Raw genomic sequence first — 16,454 nt, forward strand, 5'->3', positions numbered from 1 at the left:
AAGCCGGGGGTGCTCGCGGGTAGACTCCGCGAGCACCCCGCATCTGCCATCCCCCACCCCGTTGGAGCTCCCATGACCGCCATCGCCGGCCACCCCGTCCTCGTCGAAGCCGCCCCCGCGTTCTCCGCGGCGAGGCGCAGCCGCGCCGCTCTGATCGGCCGCGAGGCCCTCCTCGTGCTCGGCGGGACGGCTGCGCTGACCCTGCTCAGCCAGGTCGCGATCCCCCTGCCGTTCACGCCGGTCCCCCTCACGCTCGGCACCCTCGGCGCCCTGCTCGTGGGCGCGGCGCTCGGCCCGGCGCGCGGCACCGCAGCGGTCGGTCTGTACGGGATCCTCGCCGCCCTCGGCGTGCCCGTGCTCGCGGGCTTCTCGAGCGCCGGCGTGCTCACCGCGAGCTTCGGCTACGTGATCGGCTACGTGCTGGCGGGCCTCGCCCTCGGCCTCGCGGCGCGCCGCGGCGCCGACCGCTCGATCTGGCGCACCGCCCTCGCCGCGAGCGCGGCGACCGTGCTCGTCTACCTCCCGGGCGTCGCCTGGCTGATGGCGGTCACGGGCAGCGACCTGCCCACCGGCCTCCAGCTGGGCGTCTACCCCTTCCTCGTGGGCGACGTCCTGAAGGCGCTGGCCGCAGCCGCGCTGCTGCCCGGTGCGTGGAAGCTGGTCGGCGCCGTCCGCGGCCGCTGACCTCTCCCCTCCGCTCACTCCGCCCCCGCCGATGCCCCGAGGCCGCCGAGATCGTCCGCTCGTGACTCTCGAGCGGCCCCGGCTCAGCGACCTCGCGGTCCTGGACCGGGTGCGCATGCGGATGATCGACATCCAGGTGTGGGACGTCGCGGGGACGATGACGTTCTACACCGTGCTCTCGGTGCTGCCGGCGGCGATCGCGCTCGTGTCGATGCTGTCGCTGCTGGGAATCGAGCAGCGCACGGTCGATGCGATCGGCTCCCTCGCGCGGGAGGTGTTCCCCACGATCGATCCCGAGCCGTACGAGCGCACCCTGCTCGCGCTGGCCTCGCTGGACGGGGGCTGGGTGCTCGTGCTCGCCGGCACGATCGGCTCTCTGCTGTCGGCCTCGAACGGGGTCGCGGCATTCCATCGGGCCCTTCACCGCGTGTACGACACGCGCGAGGGCCGGCCGTTCCTCCGCTTCCGCACGATCGTGCTGGGCGAGACGATCGTGCTGATGGGCGTGGTGATGCTGATGATCGGCATCCTCGTGGCGGGCGGCGAGGCGAGCCGTCGCATCGGCGAATACGTGGGCATCCCCTCGGCCGCGTTCGAGCTGTGGAATCTCGCCAAGTGGCCGATCCTGCTGGCCGTGCTGATCCTCGCGGTGTCGCTCGCGTACTACCTCTTCCCGAACGTGCGCCTGCCCCGCTACCGCCTGATGAGCCTCGGATCGACCGTCGCGGTGCTGGTGCTCTTCGCCGCGGCGATCCTGGTGGGCCAGCTCGCGGGCCGGCTCACCCGCGTCGCGGAGATCATGCCCGCCCTCAACGGCGCCGTCGGCATCCTGCTGCTGATCTGGCTGGCGAACATCGTGATCGTCGCCGGCGCAGCGATCGACGCGGAGACCCTGCGCGCCCGCCAGATCGCCGCCGGGATCCCCGCCTGGCACACCCTGGCCCTCGAGCCCCAGGCCACGCATTCCCTCGAGTTCCTGGCCGGGGTCGCGCAGGCCGACGAGGCCACGGGCCGTATCGTGTACGAGGCCGCGCGCACGGGCCGCAGCGTGCGCCGCCCCCGCAGCCTGCGCATCGTGGACGCGACGAGCCCTCTGGCCGTCAACCCGCCCCGCGACCGCGCGATCCGAACCGGCGACCCAGGAGACCAGCAGTGAGCGTCCGCCCCATCACGATGATCGGCCACCGCGCCCTCAGCCAGCCCGCGAAGAAGGTGCGCGAGGTGACGGACGAGATCCGCACCCTCGTCGCCGACATGATCGACACGAGCGCCGCGGCCGACGGCGCCGGGCTCGCCGCCCCTCAGGTCGGCTCCCGCTGGCGGATCTTCGTGTACTCCTGCACCGATGGCAGCGGGCAGATGCGCGAGGGCGTCGTCATCAATCCGAAGCTGACGCGCTTCGGCGAGCTGGTGCTGGACGACGACTCGATCGAGGGCTGCCTCTCCGTGCCCGGCGAGGGGTTCCCGACCGCCCGCTTCACCGGTGCGCGCGTAATCGGCACCGATCTCGAGGGCGCCGAGGTCGTCGTCGAGGACGAGGGCGGGGTGCTCGCCCGCTGCCTGCAGCACGAGGTCGACCACCTCGACGGCATGCTCTACCTCGACCGCCTCTCCCCCGCCCGCAAGCGCGAGGCCCTGGACGCCGTCACCGACCGCGGCTGGCGCGCGGAGGGCCGACTCAGCTGGGATCCGAGCGCGATGAGCGCCGACGAGGTCTGAGCAGCCGGAGCAGCCGCGTGCACGGGAGTCCTCGGCCACGCCCAGGCCCTCTGCGCGACCCGCTCGCATCGCGGGTCGCTATCCTGGCAGGCATGGATCGCCCTTGCCTCTCCCGCCGCAGCGCCCTCGGCGCACTGACCCTCGGCACCACCGGAGCCGCTGCCCTCGCGGGCTGCGGCACCCGCAGCGACAGCTTCAGCTCGGTGCCCCCGGTGACCGCCGAGGATGATGCGATCCCGCTGGCGGATCTGCCCGAGAACGCGACCACCCTCGTGAACTTCGGCGGGCAGCGGCCCTTCGTCGCCCTGGTGCGCGGCACGGGCGATGACGTCAGCGCGATGTCCGGCTACTGCACCCACCAGGGCTGCGCGCTCGCGAAGTCCGAGGACGACTCCGAGCTGGACTGCCCCTGCCACGGCTCCCGCTTCGACGCGAGCAGCGGCGCTGTTCTCGTCGGCCCCGCGGATGTCCCTCTCCCCCCGGTCGAGATCACCGTGGACGGGGATCTCGTGCGGCTGGTCCGCTGAGCCCGCACCCGAGAGCGGAGCCTCCCATGCCCCCTGCCGAGCCCGCCGAGGCGAGCGGCACCCGCCGCGACGTCGTCTCCTTCGTGCGCCGCGGCACGCGGCTCACCCGCAGCCGGCAAGCCGCGTGGGACCGCCTCGCGCCGACCTGGGTGCTCGACATCCCCCTCGGCGACCGCGACACCATCCCCCGCCCCGATGCCCGGCTCGACCTCGAGGCCGAGTACGGGCGGCGCGCGCCCCTCGTGGTGGAGATCGGCAGCGGACTGGGCGAGAACATCGCCGCAGCGGCCGCCCGCGACGGCGACCGCGATCACCTGGCCTTCGAGGTGTACGCCCCCGGCATCGCGCAGACCCTCGACCGGATCGAGAAGGCAGGCTCCCCGCGCAACGTGCGCCTCGCCGCGCTCGACGCCCCCCATGCGCTGCCCGTGCTCCTCCCGCCCCGATCGATCGACGAGGTCTGGATCTTCTTCCCGGATCCCTGGCACAAGTCGCGCCATCACAAGCGGCGCATCGTGAACCCGCCCCTGCTCGACGCCCTCGCTCCTCTGCTGCGCGAGGAGGCGGTGCTGCGTCTGGCCACCGACTGGGCCCAGTACGCCTTCCACATGCGCGAGGTGCTGGACGCCGATCCCCGCTTCGCCCCGCTGCACCCGGATGGAGAGCGCCCGGACGTCGCGCTCGGCGCTGCGCCCTCCGACCCGATCCCCGAGACCATGCCCGCGCGCGGGTGGGCCCCGCGCTTCGAGGGCCGGGTCCTCACGAGCTTCGAGCGCAAGGCGGGCGATGCCGGCCGGATCTCGTGGGATCTCGCCTACCGCTTCGACCCCGCCCACTCCGCCGCGCCCTCCCCTGCCGCCGGCGACCGCACCCCCGGGGAGTCCGCATGAGCCACGCCGAGATCGACCTCCCGGGCGAGTGGGAGGATCCGAGCCAGCCCGCCCCGCGCCGCCGTCGCCGCGGCTGGCTGATCGCCCTGCTCCTGATCGGCGCTCTCATCGCAGGCCTGGGGGTCGTGATCGGCGGGTACCTGCTGTCGCTGCGGGGCGAGTACGAGAAGCGCTCCACCGTGAGCATCGCGCGCACCGCCTCGGACGGCGAGCGTCCGGCCGACCTGGGCAGCGGGACGAACTACCTGCTGCTGGGCTCCGACAAGCGCGATCCCGAGACCGCGGCGCGCGAGCAGACCTTCGGCCAGCGCTCGGACGTGATGATGCTCGTGCACGTCCCCGCGGACGGCTCGGACATCTACGTCCTGTCCTTCCCCCGCGATCTCTACGTCGACATCCCCGGCCACGGCAAGGACCGCATCAACGCGGCGCTCGCCTTCGGCGGCGTGCCGTTGACCGTCGCCACGGTCGAGAACTACCTCGGCGCACCCATCGCGCACGCCGCGCTCATCGACTTCGACGGCATCAAGGGCCTGGTCGACGCGCTCGGCGGCGTGGACGTCGAGGTGCCGCTGACCTTCGAGGGCGACGGCATCGAGTTCACCGAGGGCATCCAGCACATGGACGGCGAGACCGCCCTCACGTTCGTGCGCCAGCGGTACATGTTCGCCGACGGCGACTTCCAGCGCAATCGCAACCAGCAGGCGCTGCTGAAGGCGATCCTGAACTCGTTCATCTCCCGCGACACCCTCAGCGATCCGATGAAGATCCGCGAGGCGATCGGGCAGGTCTCCCCGTTCCTCACCACCGACGACGGTCTCACCGCCCTGACGATGGCCCAGCTCGGGGTGTCCCTGCGCGATGTGCGCAGCGAGAACATCCGCTTCATGGCCGTCCCGCACGGCGAGCCCTTCACCACCACCGGCGGTGCGAGCGTGGTGGGCACCGACGAGGAGGGCATGGACGTGCTGCGCCGCGCCCTCGCCGAGGATGCGATGGGCGCCTACTACTCCCAGTACGCGGGCGCGTACTGACAGCTCCGCCGCGTACCATCGCTGTGCAATCGACCCACCGCCCAGGAGGCTGACGTGCCCAATCCCCTTGTGAAGCTCGCTATGACCGGCGCCAGTCTCGCTGCCGGCTACGTCGGGCAGAAGCTCCTCATCGCCGGCTGGGAGGCCGTGTTCGGCGAGGACGCGCCCACCGATCAGAACGTGAAGCAGTCCGCGAAGGACACGAAGGCCGTGCGCAAGATGGCCAAGAAGGAGGGGCTCACCAAGGAGGAGCTGCAGGAGATCCGCGATCCCGAGGAGGATCGCCCCTTCTGGCAGGCCGTCCTGTGGACCATCCTGACGGGCGTCATCCTGCAGGCGCTGCGGGAGGCCGCGAGCAGCGGCACCCGCATCATCGCGCAGAAGCTCAGCGGTCGTCGGCCCTCCCCGAACCGCGGCTGAGCGCGGACGAGCACAGCAGCGCCCCCGGATGATCGCTCATCCGGGGGCGCTGCTGCGAGAGGGGCTGCTCGGCCGGGACGGCCGATCCCCGATCAGAAGTCGTCGACGTCCGTGAGCGCGACGCGCGAGTCGATGGAGTCGCCGGTCACCAGGAATCCGACACGGCGCACGAGCGAGACGGCATGGTCGCCCAGGCGCTCGTAGAACCGCGCGAGCAGGGTGAGGTCGACGATCTGCGCCGTGGTGAAGGAGTCCTCGCGCGCGATCGCCCGGTAAACGTCGCTCTGGAGATCGTCGATCTCGTCATCGCGCTTCTCGACCTGCGCGGCGAGCGCGAGATCGTTGTTGCGGATGACGCTCGTGGCGTCCTTGATCGAGGCGAGCGCCAGCTCGGCGAACCGGCGGAAGTCCTCGGTGTGCTGGGACGGCACCGCGATCTCGGGGTGGCGGCGGCGCGCCACGATCGCGATGTGGGCGGCGAGATCGCCCATGCGCTCCAGCGTGGAGCTCATGCGCAGCCCTGCGACCATGAGGCGCAGGTCGCTCGCGACCGGGGACTGGCGGGCCAGGAGCTCGACGATCTTCTCGTCGAGCTGCACCTGGCGCTCATCGATGTGGGAGTCGGCGGCGATGACCCGCTCGGCCAGGCCGAGGTCGCCGTCGAGCAGAGCGGTGGAGGCGTCCGTGAGAGCGGCGTGCACCATCTCGGAGATCTCGGCGAGATCCTCCACCAGATGCCGCAGATCGCTCTGGTAGGCGTCGCGCATGTGCTCCTCATTTCGTGGTCAGGGGGCGGGATGCCCTCGGATTCTCGCAACCCAAGATGAACGGCAGTGGTGGGGCGGGTGAACACCTGCGGACCGCTGGCGTGACGGTCCCCTCTCCCGGAGGCGGGGCCCCGAGCCTCTCGTACGATGGTCGGGTGCCCGCGCCCATCCTTCTGCTCCTCGCCGGAGCCATCGGCCTGATCATCGGCTGCGCGGCCGTGCTCGCCCTGCGACGGCCCGACCGTGCGCCTGAGCGGCCGGCCTCGGCCGACGGTCCCTTCGCCGTGCCGGACGGCGCGGCTGAGGTGCTCGCCGTGCTCTCCGCGGCGTACGTCGTGCTCGATGCGAGCGGCGACGTCCTGCGCGCCTCCCCTCTCGCCTACTCCTACGGGATCGTCCGCGCGAACGGCACGGACTACCCGCGCCTGGCGAACCAGCGCCTGGTCGAGCTCGCGGCCGACGTCGGCCGGATCGGCGGCTACCGGGACGAGCGGCTCACGCTCGGCAGCGCGAGCGGCGAGGACGGCGAGTCCGTGATCGATGTGCGGCTGGGGACCCTCGGATCCCGGGGCGTGCTGCTGCTCGCGGAGGACCGCACGCGCGCCGTGCGCGTGGAGGAGACGCGCCGCGACTTCGTCGCGAACGTCTCCCATGAGCTGAAGACCCCCGTCGGCGCGATCACCCTGCTCGCGGAGACGATGCAGGACGCCGCCGACGATCCCGAGGCCGTGCGGCGCTTCGCCGGCAGGATGCAGAGCGAGAGCCGGCGCCTGGCCCACCTGGTCCAGGAGATCATCGAGCTCTCGCGCGTGCAGGGCGGCTCCGCGCTGCCCGACGCCGAGCCCGTCGAGATCGACGACGTCGTGGAGACGGCCGTCGCGATGAACCGCAACCTCGCCCTCGGCGCCCGCATCACCCTGAAGACCGGCGGCCCCACCGGGCTGCAGGTGTTCGGGTCCAGCTCGATGCTGGTCACGGCGGTCTCGAACCTGATCTCCAACGCGATCGCGTACTCCCCGCCCGAGACCCAGGTGGGCATCGCCGTGCGCCGCGACGGCGGGATGGTGGAGCTGCTGGTCAAGGACCAGGGCATCGGCATCTCCAAGGAGAACCTCGAGCGCGTGTTCGAGCGGTTCTACCGCGTGGATCGCGCGCGCTCGCGCACCACCGGCGGCTCCGGCCTCGGCCTCGCGATCGTCAAGCACATCGCCACCGACCACGGGGGCGAGGTCTCCGCGTGGTCGATGGAGGGCCAGGGCTCGACCTTCACCATCCGCCTGCCCGAGATGGGCCGCACCGACGCGATCACCGTCGGCGGCTCGGCGCTGCGTGCGCCCCGGACGATCTGACCCCCGCCCCGTGCGCTCCGCCCCGCGCACGGCACCTGAGAGGAGCTCCATCATGGCCCGCATCCTGATCGTCGAGGACGAGGAGTCCTTCTCGGACCCCCTCGCCTACACCCTGCGCAAGGAGGGATTCGAGGTCGCGGTCGCCGGGACCGGCTCCGAGGGCCTGAGGATCTTCACCGCGCACGGCGCCGACCTCGTGCTCCTGGACCTGATGCTCCCCGGGATGAGCGGGACCGACGTGTGCCGCGAGATCCGCCGCACCTCTGCGGTCCCGATCATCATGCTCACCGCCAAGGACGACGAGTTCGACAAGGTCCTCGGCCTCGAGCTCGGGGCCGACGACTACGTCACCAAGCCCTACTCCTCGCGCGAGCTGCTCGCCCGCATCAAGGCGGTCCTGCGCCGCCTCCAGGACGCGGGCGAGGACTACGAGGACGGGACCCTCAGCGCCGCCGGGATCGTGATGGATGTGGACCGCCACGTGGTGACCGTCCACGGCGAGCCGGTCGCCCTGCCCCTGAAGGAGTTCGAGCTCCTGGAGCTCCTGCTGCGCAACGTCGACCGGGTGCTCACCCGCGGCCAGCTCATCGACAGGGTGTGGGGAGCGAACTACGTGGGCGACACCAAGACGCTCGACGTCCACGTCAAGCGCCTGCGCGCGAAGATCGAGCCGGATCCGAAGAACCCCGTGCACCTGGTGACGGTGCGCGGGCTCGGCTACAAGTTCGAGGGCGCGCAGCGCCCCTGATCTCGGCTCTCCGGACGGCTGACGGCCCGCATCGCCGAGGGGATGCGGGCCGTCGGCCGTGCTGGGGCCCGAGGGGCCGCAGGAGCAGCGGGGGCGGGCCTCAGCCCTGCCCGCCGTCGGATGCCTCGTCGCCCTGGTAGTAGGGCAGGGAGGTGCTGGTGATCGGCAGGGTGATCGTCGTCGACTCCCCGGCGGCGTCCATCGTCAGCAGCATCATCGTGCCGGGATCGGCCGGGAAGTCCTCGGTGGAGACGGCCGTCGGCGCCTCGGCGCCGCTCTCCCCGCTCCCCACGAGGCTCGCGGGGCCGATCTTCACGACGCCCTTGGGCGCCACGGTGACGGTGGTCGTGAAGACCTCCTCGCCGGTGACGACGCCGCGGCCCTCCGCGCCGGCCTGGGCGAGGTTCCCGGTGAGCGTGACCGACTGGGTCTCATCGGAGTAGTTCACGACCGAGGCGACCAGCTCGCCGGTGCCGGACTCGTCGACCACCACGATCGCGTTGCGCACGCCGACCTCGAAGGTGCTCGCCGCGTCAGCGCCGGTGACGCTGCCGTTGGTGCCGTCCGCCGCCTGGTAGAAGTCGTGGGTCTGCACCGGGTTGAAGTAGGTGCAGCCGGTGGCGGTCAGCGCCAGTCCCAGCGCGGCGGCGGTGAGGGCGAGGCGGGGCAGTCGCGCGGTCTTCACGGTGAACTCCTGTTCGTGACCGTCCGACGGGGCGGGCGGACGGGGGAATGCGGGAGAGAGCTGAGAGCGGGCGCGCCGCAGGCGCGCGCACGGTCTCCCCCAGGATAACGCACCCCCGCGCTCGCACCGGTGCTCGCCGCTGACCTGCACAGATGCACAAGGAGGGCGAACTATAGCAGAACCTGGCGTGATAGGATGGGGTCAAGGAAAGGGGTCCATCACATGAACTTTGCCGTCGGCGAGACCGTCGTCTATCCGCATCACGGGGCCGCACTGATCGAAGAGGTCACCACGCGCACCATCAAGGGCGAGGAGCGCACGTACCTCAAGCTCAAGGTCGCCCAGGGCGATCTCACGATCGAGGTGCCCGCCGCGAACGTCGACATGGTCGGCGTGCGCGACGTCGTGGACAAGGAGGGGCTCGACGAGGTGTTCGAAGTGCTGCGCCAGCCCTACACCGAGGAGCCCACCAACTGGTCCCGCCGCTACAAGGCGAACGTCGAGAAGCTCGCCTCGGGCGACGTGAAGAAGGTGGCCGAGGTCGTGCGCGACCTGTGGCGCCGCGATCAGGACCGCGGGCTCTCCGCCGGGGAGAAGCGCATGCTCTCCAAGGCCCGCCAGATCCTCGTCTCCGAGCTCGCGCTCGCCGAGAAGACGGACGAGGCCAATGCGGAGACGATCCTCGATGAGGTCCTCGCCTCCTGAGGCGGCCCGCCCCGCCACCGGCCTCGAGCGCAGATCGCTCGGGGCCGTCCCGCCCGGACCCATTCGCAAGCCCCTGGAGGAACCCGTGCGGACCATCGCCGTCGTGAGCGGAGCCGGGCTCACCACCTCGAGCCTGCTGGCCGAGCTCGTGCGCACCCAGCTCGCCGCGCACCTCTCGGAGCTGCGGGTCGTCCAGGCGACGGTGATGGACCTCCTCTCCCGCGATTTCGAGGCCGACCTCATCGTCGCCACGGTCGAGCTCCCCGAGGCCCTGGGCATCCCGGTCGTCTCGGGGATGCCGCTCCTGCTGGAGACGAACCCCGATCTGGTCCGCGCCGACATCGTGCGGCTCCTGCAGCTGCCGCCGCCCGCCGCCGGCTGAGCGGGCCCCGCGCCCCGCCCCTCGGCCCCGCCGTCCCACCCCCTCGGAGAGCACATGCGCCCCCTCGACACCCATCCCGCCCCCGCGCCCACCCTGCCCACGGCGGAGGACATCGAGCGCGCGGCCGCGCGCCTCGCCCCGATCGTGCGGCGCACTCCCGTCCACCTCAGCGAGCGCCTCTCCCGCATCGCCGGCGTGCCCGTGTGGCTCAAGCGCGAGGACCTCCAGGTGGTGCGCTCCTACAAGCTGCGCGGCGCCTACCTGCTGATGGACTCCCTGGACGACGCGGCCCGCGCCGCGGGCGTCGTGACCGCGAGCGCAGGGAACCACGCCCAGGGCGTGGCGTTCTCCTGCTCGGCTCTCGGCGTGGACGGCCGCATCTACGTGCCCAGCACCACGCCGCGCCAGAAGCGCGAGCGCATCCGCGCGCTCGGCGGGGACCGGGTGGAGCTGATCCTCACCGGGGAGACCTTCGACGACGCGGCGGCGGCCGCGGCGGCCGATGCCGAGCGCACCGGCGCCACCCAGATCCCGCCCTTCGACCACCCCGTCGTGATGACCGGCCAGGGCACCGTCGTGCTCGAGGCGATCGAGGACATCCGCGCGCAGCACGGCCAGGACATCGCCACGGTCGTCATGCCCATCGGCGGCGGCGGCCTGATCGGCGGCAGCGGGACCTGGCTGCGCGAGCGCGAGCCCTCGATCCGCATCGTCGGCGTCGAGCCGGCGGGCGCGGTCTCCATGGCAGCGGGAGTGCGGGCCGGCTCCCCTGTGACCCTGCGGGAGATGGACCGCTTCGTCGACGGCGCCGCCGTGCGGCGCGTCGGCACCCAGACCCTGCGCGCCGTCCAGGCGATCTCCCCGGAACTCCTGAGCGTCGAGGAAGGGGCGGTCTGCACCGAGATGCTCGCGCTCTACCAGACCGACGGGATCATCGCCGAGCCCGCCGGGGCCCTGGCCGCCGCCGCGGTCGCCACCGGGCTCGTCGGCGGGGCTTCCGCCGCGCAGCACGGGCGCGGCGAGCGCGGCACCCCGGTGCGCAACGACGCCGACACCTCCGAGGGGATCCTCGTGATCGTCTCGGGCGGCAACAACGACGTCTCGCGCTACAACGAGGTCGTCGAGCGCTCCCTGGTGCACGAGGGCCTGAAGCACTACTTCCTGGTGACGTTCCCGCAGGAGCCGGGCGCCCTGCGCCGCTTCCTGGACTCCGTGCTCGGGCCCGACGACGACATCGTCCTGTTCGACTACATCAAGCGCAACAACCGCGAGGAGGGGCCCGCGCTCGTGGGGCTCGAGCTCGGGGCGCGGGAGAACCTCAGCCCGCTCCTGAGCCGGATGGCGGCCTCCACCATGCAGATCGAGCGGATCGACCCGGAGGATCCGATCTACCGCTACCTCACCTGAGACGCACGAGCGCCCGGCCCCGCGCAGGCGAGACCGGGCGCTCGCAGGATCGGGATCAGGCGCTGCGGCGCGCCTCGACGGCGGAGCGCACGATGTCGTCCAGGGTCTGCTCGCTCGACCAGCCGAGCGACTCGGCGATGCGGTCCTTCGAGCACACGAGCCGCGCAGGATCCCCGGCGCGGCGCTCGCCGATCTGGGGGGTGATGGTCTCGCCGGTGGCGCGGGAGACCGCGTCGATCACCTCGAGCACGCTGGAGCCGGACCCGCTGCCCACGTTGAACACGCGGTGCGGGCGCTCCTCTCCCCGCAGGTACTCGAGCGCCGCGACGTGCGCGTGCGCGAGATCGAGGACGTGCACGTAGTCGCGGATGCAGGTGCCGTCGGGGGTGTCGTAGTCGTCGCCGAAGACGATCGGCGCCTTCCCCTTCTCGAGCGCGTCCAGGATGATCGGCACGAGGTTCAGGGTGAGGGTGTCGGCCAGATCGGGCCAGCCGGCGCCGGCCACGTTGAAGTAGCGCAGCGCCACGGTGCGCATCCCGTGCGCACGCTCGGCGTCGGCCAGCATCCATTCGCCCACGAGCTTCGTGGCGCCGTAGGGGTTGATGGGCCGGGTCTCGATGTCCTCCGTCACCAGGTCGACGTCGGGCACGCCGTAGACCGCCGCCGAGGAGGAGAAGACGACGTCGCGCACGCGCGCGGTCGCGCACGCCTCGAGCACGTTGGCGAGCCCGCCGACGTTGTCGTGCCAGTACATCTCGGGCTTCTCGACCGACTCCCCCACGCGCTTGTGCGCGGCGAAGTGGATGACGCTGTCGGCGCCGGAGGCCTTGAGGTGGAAGGCGATGCGGTCGGCGGCATCGGGGGCGGTGATGTCGAGCCGCACGAGGTCGGCACCCTTCGTGCGCTCCTCGAATCCGGTGGAGAGGTCGTCGATCACGACGACCTCCTCCCCCTTCTCCAGCAGGAGGCGCACGACGTGCGACCCGATGTATCCGGCTCCACCGATCACGAGAGTTGTCATGGCTCGAGCCTACTGGGCGCCGCGTGCGGCGGGCGATGGCCGAGCCGCCCGGGATACGGACGGTGTCCGGATGCAGGATCCGCGCGGGATCTCCACATCCGCGCTCCGGCGGATCGCGGCCCCGGGATGCACGGATCCGTAGGATGTTCGCCATGACGGACCAGAACCTTGGCCGCCGCATGCGCCGGCCCGCCCGGGGCCTGCGTGCGAGCGAGCAGAGCGCGCGCGCCGATCGCGGCCCCGAGCAGAGCCTCCCCGAGGACGATCAGCACGCCCCTGCACGCCCTGGCGAGCCCGTCCCCGCCCGCGAGTCCGGAGAGCCGTACCCCTCCGCGAGCGCATCCGGCTCTCGCCCCGCCTCCGCGAGCGGCGGCGCCCCCGTGCGCTCCAACTGGTCAGCGATCATCGCAGGCACCGGGACTGCGGCGACCTCCGTCTCCGGCCGCTTCGGGCACGGTCGCCCCGCTGAGCCGCAGCAGTCGACCGGCCCCGGGGCTGATGAATCCGCTGCCGCGCGTGACGAGCCCCCCGCCGAGCGCGCCGCTCCCGTGCGCCGCCCGCGCGGCCGGCGCGCCGGCCCCCCGCGGCCGGAGGACTCCGACGTCTGGGGGCCGCTGTGGGCCGCTCCCCGCGACCCCGACGTCACGCAGGCGCTGCCTCCCGTGCAGGACCCCCCGGCCGCGAGCGCCGAGCCCGCCGCCTCGCTCGCGGCCCGCGGCTCCTCCCCCGTCTTCCCTCGGAGCGCAGATGTCCCGCAGGCCGCAGCGTCGTCCTCGGCGGCGAGCGAGCCCGATGCTTCACCCGCAGCCGCTCCGGGCCGGCCGCGAGTGCGGCCCGGCGGCTCCGCGACCCCTGCCGAGCGTCGCACCGCCGCACCCCCGGCCGAGGCCGCGACCACGCGCGCCGCAGCCCTCGTCGGCCCGGCAGCGCACTCCTCCGCCGCGGAGCCCGCTGACGGCTCCGAGGAGAGCCCGCGGCCCGGGGGCCTGCGGCGCACGGCGCTGTGGACCGTCCTGACCTCGCTCATCCCGGGAACCGGACTGCTCACCACGCGCCGGCGCGGGTGGGGCATCGCCCTGCTGGCGATCGGGCTGCTCGTGATCGGCGGCGCGGCCCTGTGGTACTTCACGGGCTCGCCGCTGATGAGCCTGTTGAAGTACCTCACGAACCGCCGCGTGCTGATCGGCCTGCTGGTCGCCGTCGCAGTGGTCGGGGTCGTCTGGATCCTCCAGATCCTCGCGACCCAGCGCGCGCATCGTCGGCGCGAAGGGCTCCGCGGGGGCAAGCGCGCAGCGGCGTTCACCCTCGCCCTGGCGATGGCGGCGCTCGTCGCCGTGCCGTTCTCCTTCGCCGGCCAGTACATCTGGGCCGCGCAGGGCATGCTGGGCAACTCCGCCGTCTTCCAGCAGAGCCCGAGCAGCGGTCGCCTCGCCACTGGAAAGGATCCGTGGGCCGGCGTCGGCCGGATCAACGTGCTGCTCCTGGGGCAGGACGCCGGTGCCGATCGCACGGGCACGCGCCCGGACACGATCATGGTCGCCTCGATCGACACGAAGACCGGCCGCACTGCCCTGTTCTCCGTGCCCCGCAACCTGGAGAACCCGCGCTTCCCCGAGGGCACCGCCGCGGCGGAGCGCTTCCCCGACGGCTTCGACTACTACGGCCCCGAGCAGAACCTCATCAATGCGGTGTGGTCCTGGGCGGGCGATGAGCCCGAGCTCTTCCCGGAGGGATCCGATCCGGGCCTCACCGCGACGACCTGGGCGGTCGAGGAGGCGCTCGGCCTCCCGATCGACTACTACGCGATGGTGAACCTCGACGGGTTCAGCCAGCTCGTCGACGCGATCGGCGGCGTGGACATGACCGTCGAGCGGCGCATCCCAATCGGCGGCGGCACCAATCAGGCCACGGGCGGGAAGTACCCGATCACCGGCTGGATCGAGCCGGGCCCGCAGCACCTGAACGGCTACCAGGCGCTCTGGTATGCGCGCTCCCGCGAGGGCTCGAGCGACTTCAACCGCCTGTGCCGCCAGCAGCGCATGGTGCAGATCGTGACCGAGGAGGCAGATCCGGCCACCCTCGCGCTGAACTTCACGCGCCTGGTGGGCGTGGCGGGGTCGAACATCGAGACCGATGTGCCGGCCGACGACGTCGACGCCTTCGTGGATCTCGGCACGCGCGTGAAGAGCGCGGGCTTCGCCTCCTACCCGATCCAGCCCGGCGTGGACCTGCCCGAGCGCGTGCGCGAGGGCCGCTTCGAGGACGGCCACCCCGACTGGGACTTCCTCAAGCAGTGGGTGCAGGACTCGATCGCCGACTCGATGACGGCCGTCGAGCCGCCGGCCGCGGCTCCTTCTGCGACGCCGGAGCCGACCACCGAGGCGCCGACGACCGAGGCTCCCCCCAGCGAGGAGGCCCCCGCCGCGGAGACCCCGGCCGCCCCCGCTGCACCGACGCACCCCCTGGCGGAGTGCCTGCCGGAGGGCGCGACCGACGTGCGCGGCTGAACCGCGGGCGGGCGGGCCTGTCAGCCCGCCCGCTGCCGCACGGCTTCCCTGAACAGCTTCCCTGAACGGCTTCCCTGAGCCGGCTCAGTCCGTCAGCTGCAGCAGCGCGTTCTCGATCAGCTCGGGAAGCGCCGGGTGGATCCAGTACTGGGTCGAGGCGATGTCGGAGACGCTCTGGCCGGTGCTCATCGCCTGGATGAGCTGCTGGATGAGGATCGTCGCCTCGGGGCCGATGATGTGGGCCCCGAGGATCCTCCCGCTCCCCTTCTCGGCGATGATCTTCGCGAAGGAGGTCGTGTCCTCGAGCGCCCACCCGTAGGCGACGCCGGCGTAGTCCTGGACGGCGACGGCGATCTCCAGTCCCTGCGCGCGCGCCTCCTCCTCGGTGAGGCCGACCATCGCGACCTGAGGATCGGAGAAGATCCCGGCGGGCACCGGCATCGTGTCCGAGCGCCGCAGGGCACCGGGGTGCAGGATGTTGTGGCGCGCGATGCGCTGCTGGTGGTTCGCGACGTGCTTGAGCTGGTGGCGGTCGGAGATGTCCCCGAAGGCCCAGACGCCCTCCACCGGCTCTCCCCCGGCCAGGACCCGCTGATAGGCGTCGACCTCGAGCGCCCCGCCGGGGTGCAGATCGAATCCTGCCACGCCGGCGTCCAGCAGGTCGGTGTTGGGGCGCCGGCCCGTGGCGACCAGGAGCTCCTCCGCCTCGATCACGAGCTCTCCGCCCGGGTTCTCGTTCGGGGAGCCGTCCCCGCGCGAGCCCTCGCAGGTGCCGCTGAGGCGGATACCGCCCTCGGTGCGCTCGGCGCGCGCGGCAGAGAATCCGGTGACCACGCGCCAGCGCTCGGCGGCGATCCGGGTGAACCGCTCGGAGACGGCGAGGTCGGCGGCGCGCAGCAGGCGATCGGAGCGCGCGATGATCGTGACGTCCACGCCGAGGGCCTCGAAGATGTGCGCGAACTCCGCGGCGATCACGCCGGAGCCGAGGATCGCGAGGGAGCGCGGCAGGCGGTCGATGCGCATGGCCGTATCGGAGGTCAGCGGGTCGAGGTCCGCGAGGCCGGGGACGTCCGGGATCACGGGACGGGAGCCCGCGCCGATGACGATGGTCTGGGCGGTGATCTCCTCGGTGCCGCCGTCCTCGAGGTCCACGGTCAGGAACTTGTTCCCGGTGAAGCGCGCGGTCCCCTGCAGCAGAGTGAGGTTCGCGTTGTCCTCGTGGTCCTCGCGGTAGGCGCGCCCGCCCGCGGAGATCGGGTCGATGCGCCCGAAGATGCGGTCGCGGATCGCCGGCCAGTCGACGCCGTCGAGCGTCTCGCTGACGCCGAAGCGGGCGGCGTCAGCCGGAGTGCGCGAGATATCGGCGGTGTGCACGAACATCTTGGTGGGGATGCACCCGAGGTTCAGGCAGGTGCCGCCGAACACGCGGTCCGGCCCCACGCCCCGATCGATGTAGACGATGGACTTCCCGGCGAATTCCGGGCCGGGGAAGGAGTTCCCGGATCCCGAGCCGATCAGGGCGATGTCGTAGTGCGTCATGCCCGCAGGGTAGACCCCGCCCCTTCGGGCTCCCTGCCCGCGCCCCGCACGTCCGAGGGTCGTCGTACAG

17 protein-coding genes are annotated in these 16,454 nt (G+C 72.3%); 13 read left to right on the plus strand and 4 right to left on the minus strand.

The window, feature by feature from the left end:
* Positions 1-72 precede the first annotated feature (72 nt).
* The 7 genes from Bequi_RS02090 to Bequi_RS02120 all read left to right on the plus strand — a co-directional run bounded on the left by Bequi_RS02090 (position 73) and on the right by Bequi_RS02120 (position 5,274).
* Positions 73-684, plus strand: a complete 612-nt coding sequence (locus Bequi_RS02090) for a biotin transporter BioY (RefSeq protein WP_249736346.1) — start codon at positions 73-75, stop codon at positions 682-684.
* A 61-nt stretch (positions 685-745) separates the two neighbouring features.
* A complete protein-coding gene (locus Bequi_RS02095; protein WP_249736347.1) occupies positions 746-1,840 on the plus strand; it encodes a YihY/virulence factor BrkB family protein in 1,095 nt (364 codons plus the stop codon).
* Positions 1,837-2,403 (plus strand): peptide deformylase, encoded by a 567-nt coding sequence (gene def, locus Bequi_RS02100; protein ID WP_249736348.1) that lies wholly within the window; start codon positions 1,837-1,839, stop codon positions 2,401-2,403. Before Bequi_RS02095 ends, def begins: the two co-directional genes overlap by 4 nt.
* A gap of 92 nt (positions 2,404-2,495) precedes the next feature.
* Complete coding sequence (locus Bequi_RS02105; RefSeq protein ID WP_249736349.1) at positions 2,496-2,930, plus strand: QcrA and Rieske domain-containing protein; 435 nt, start codon at positions 2,496-2,498, stop codon at positions 2,928-2,930.
* Positions 2,931-2,956: 26 nt separating this feature from the next.
* A complete protein-coding gene (gene trmB, locus Bequi_RS02110) occupies positions 2,957-3,820 on the plus strand; it encodes a tRNA (guanine(46)-N(7))-methyltransferase TrmB (protein WP_249736350.1) in 864 nt (287 codons plus the stop codon).
* Positions 3,817-4,854: an LCP family protein gene (locus tag Bequi_RS02115; protein WP_249736351.1), complete on the plus strand. Its 1,038-nt coding sequence runs from the start codon at positions 3,817-3,819 to the stop codon at positions 4,852-4,854. Before trmB ends, Bequi_RS02115 begins: the two co-directional genes overlap by 4 nt.
* A 54-nt stretch (positions 4,855-4,908) precedes the next feature.
* A complete protein-coding gene (locus Bequi_RS02120) occupies positions 4,909-5,274 on the plus strand; it encodes a DUF4235 domain-containing protein (protein WP_249736352.1) in 366 nt (121 codons plus the stop codon).
* Between the two features lie 92 nt (positions 5,275-5,366).
* Here the strand turns inward: Bequi_RS02120 and phoU are convergent, their stop codons facing one another.
* Positions 5,367-6,041, minus strand: coding sequence for a phosphate signaling complex protein PhoU (phoU, locus tag Bequi_RS02125; RefSeq protein WP_249736353.1), 675 nt, complete (start codon positions 6,039-6,041; stop codon positions 5,367-5,369).
* 155 nt (positions 6,042-6,196) lie between these two features.
* Between phoU and Bequi_RS02130 the strand changes: the two genes are divergently transcribed.
* The gene (locus Bequi_RS02130; protein WP_249736354.1) at positions 6,197-7,390 is read left to right on the plus strand and encodes a sensor histidine kinase; all 1,194 of its coding nucleotides are present in this window, start codon (positions 6,197-6,199) and stop codon (positions 7,388-7,390) included.
* Between the two features lie 52 nt (positions 7,391-7,442).
* Positions 7,443-8,138: a response regulator transcription factor gene (locus tag Bequi_RS02135; RefSeq protein WP_249736355.1), complete on the plus strand. Its 696-nt coding sequence runs from the start codon at positions 7,443-7,445 to the stop codon at positions 8,136-8,138.
* Positions 8,139-8,238: 100 nt separating this feature from the next.
* Here the strand turns inward: Bequi_RS02135 and Bequi_RS02140 are convergent, their stop codons facing one another.
* Positions 8,239-8,823, minus strand: coding sequence for a hypothetical protein (locus Bequi_RS02140; protein ID WP_249736356.1), 585 nt, complete (start codon positions 8,821-8,823; stop codon positions 8,239-8,241).
* A 222-nt stretch (positions 8,824-9,045) separates the two neighbouring features.
* Here Bequi_RS02140 and Bequi_RS02145 point away from each other — a divergent pair, with 222 nt between their 5' ends.
* The 3 genes from Bequi_RS02145 (at position 9,046) to ilvA (ending at position 11,317) form a co-directional block, all read left to right on the plus strand.
* On the plus strand, positions 9,046-9,528 hold the full coding sequence (locus tag Bequi_RS02145) for a CarD family transcriptional regulator (protein WP_249736357.1): 483 nt from the start codon (positions 9,046-9,048) through the stop codon (positions 9,526-9,528).
* Positions 9,529-9,613: 85 nt separating this feature from the next.
* On the plus strand, positions 9,614-9,910 hold the full coding sequence (locus Bequi_RS02150) for a PTS sugar transporter subunit IIB (protein ID WP_249736358.1): 297 nt from the start codon (positions 9,614-9,616) through the stop codon (positions 9,908-9,910).
* Between the two features lie 54 nt (positions 9,911-9,964).
* Positions 9,965-11,317, plus strand: coding sequence for a threonine ammonia-lyase IlvA (gene ilvA / locus Bequi_RS02155; protein WP_249736359.1), 1,353 nt, complete (start codon positions 9,965-9,967; stop codon positions 11,315-11,317).
* A gap of 55 nt (positions 11,318-11,372) precedes the next feature.
* Here ilvA and galE read toward each other — a convergent pair whose 3' ends face one another.
* Positions 11,373-12,338 (minus strand): UDP-glucose 4-epimerase GalE, encoded by a 966-nt coding sequence (galE, locus tag Bequi_RS02160; protein ID WP_249736360.1) that lies wholly within the window; start codon positions 12,336-12,338, stop codon positions 11,373-11,375.
* Positions 12,339-12,490: 152 nt separating this feature from the next.
* Here galE and Bequi_RS02165 point away from each other — a divergent pair, with 152 nt between their 5' ends.
* Positions 12,491-14,845: an LCP family protein gene (locus tag Bequi_RS02165; protein ID WP_249736361.1), complete on the plus strand. Its 2,355-nt coding sequence runs from the start codon at positions 12,491-12,493 to the stop codon at positions 14,843-14,845.
* 84 nt (positions 14,846-14,929) lie between these two features.
* Here Bequi_RS02165 and Bequi_RS02170 read toward each other — a convergent pair whose 3' ends face one another.
* Positions 14,930-16,384, minus strand: a complete 1,455-nt coding sequence (locus Bequi_RS02170) for a mycothione reductase (RefSeq protein WP_249736362.1) — start codon at positions 16,382-16,384, stop codon at positions 14,930-14,932.
* Between the last annotated feature and the right edge of the window lie 70 nt (positions 16,385-16,454).

Origin of the sequence: Brachybacterium equifaecis (genome assembly GCF_023509525.1) — a bacterium.
Classification (GTDB): domain Bacteria; phylum Actinomycetota; class Actinomycetes; order Actinomycetales; family Dermabacteraceae; genus Brachybacterium; species Brachybacterium equifaecis.

Bases quoted from the DNA above. Each gene is read 5' to 3' on its own strand.
- Bequi_RS02090 (WP_249736346.1), top strand. From the start codon at position 73: ATGACCGCCATCGCCGGCCACCCCGTCCTCGTCGAAGCCGCCCCCGCG.
- Bequi_RS02105 (WP_249736349.1), top strand. From the start codon at position 2,496: ATGGATCGCCCTTGCCTCTCCCGCCGCAGCGCCCTCGGCGCACTGACC.
- trmB (WP_249736350.1), top strand. From the start codon at position 2,957: ATGCCCCCTGCCGAGCCCGCCGAGGCGAGCGGCACCCGCCGCGACGTC.
- Bequi_RS02115 (WP_249736351.1), top strand. From the start codon at position 3,817: ATGAGCCACGCCGAGATCGACCTCCCGGGCGAGTGGGAGGATCCGAGC.
- phoU (WP_249736353.1), bottom strand. From the start codon at position 6,041: ATGCGCGACGCCTACCAGAGCGATCTGCGGCATCTGGTGGAGGATCTC.
- Bequi_RS02135 (WP_249736355.1), top strand. From the start codon at position 7,443: ATGGCCCGCATCCTGATCGTCGAGGACGAGGAGTCCTTCTCGGACCCC.
- Bequi_RS02145 (WP_249736357.1), top strand. From the start codon at position 9,046: ATGAACTTTGCCGTCGGCGAGACCGTCGTCTATCCGCATCACGGGGCC.
- ilvA (WP_249736359.1), top strand. From the start codon at position 9,965: ATGCGCCCCCTCGACACCCATCCCGCCCCCGCGCCCACCCTGCCCACG.
- galE (WP_249736360.1), bottom strand. From the start codon at position 12,338: ATGACAACTCTCGTGATCGGTGGAGCCGGATACATCGGGTCGCACGTC.
- Bequi_RS02165 (WP_249736361.1), top strand. From the start codon at position 12,491: ATGACGGACCAGAACCTTGGCCGCCGCATGCGCCGGCCCGCCCGGGGC.
- Bequi_RS02170 (WP_249736362.1), bottom strand. From the start codon at position 16,384: ATGACGCACTACGACATCGCCCTGATCGGCTCGGGATCCGGGAACTCC.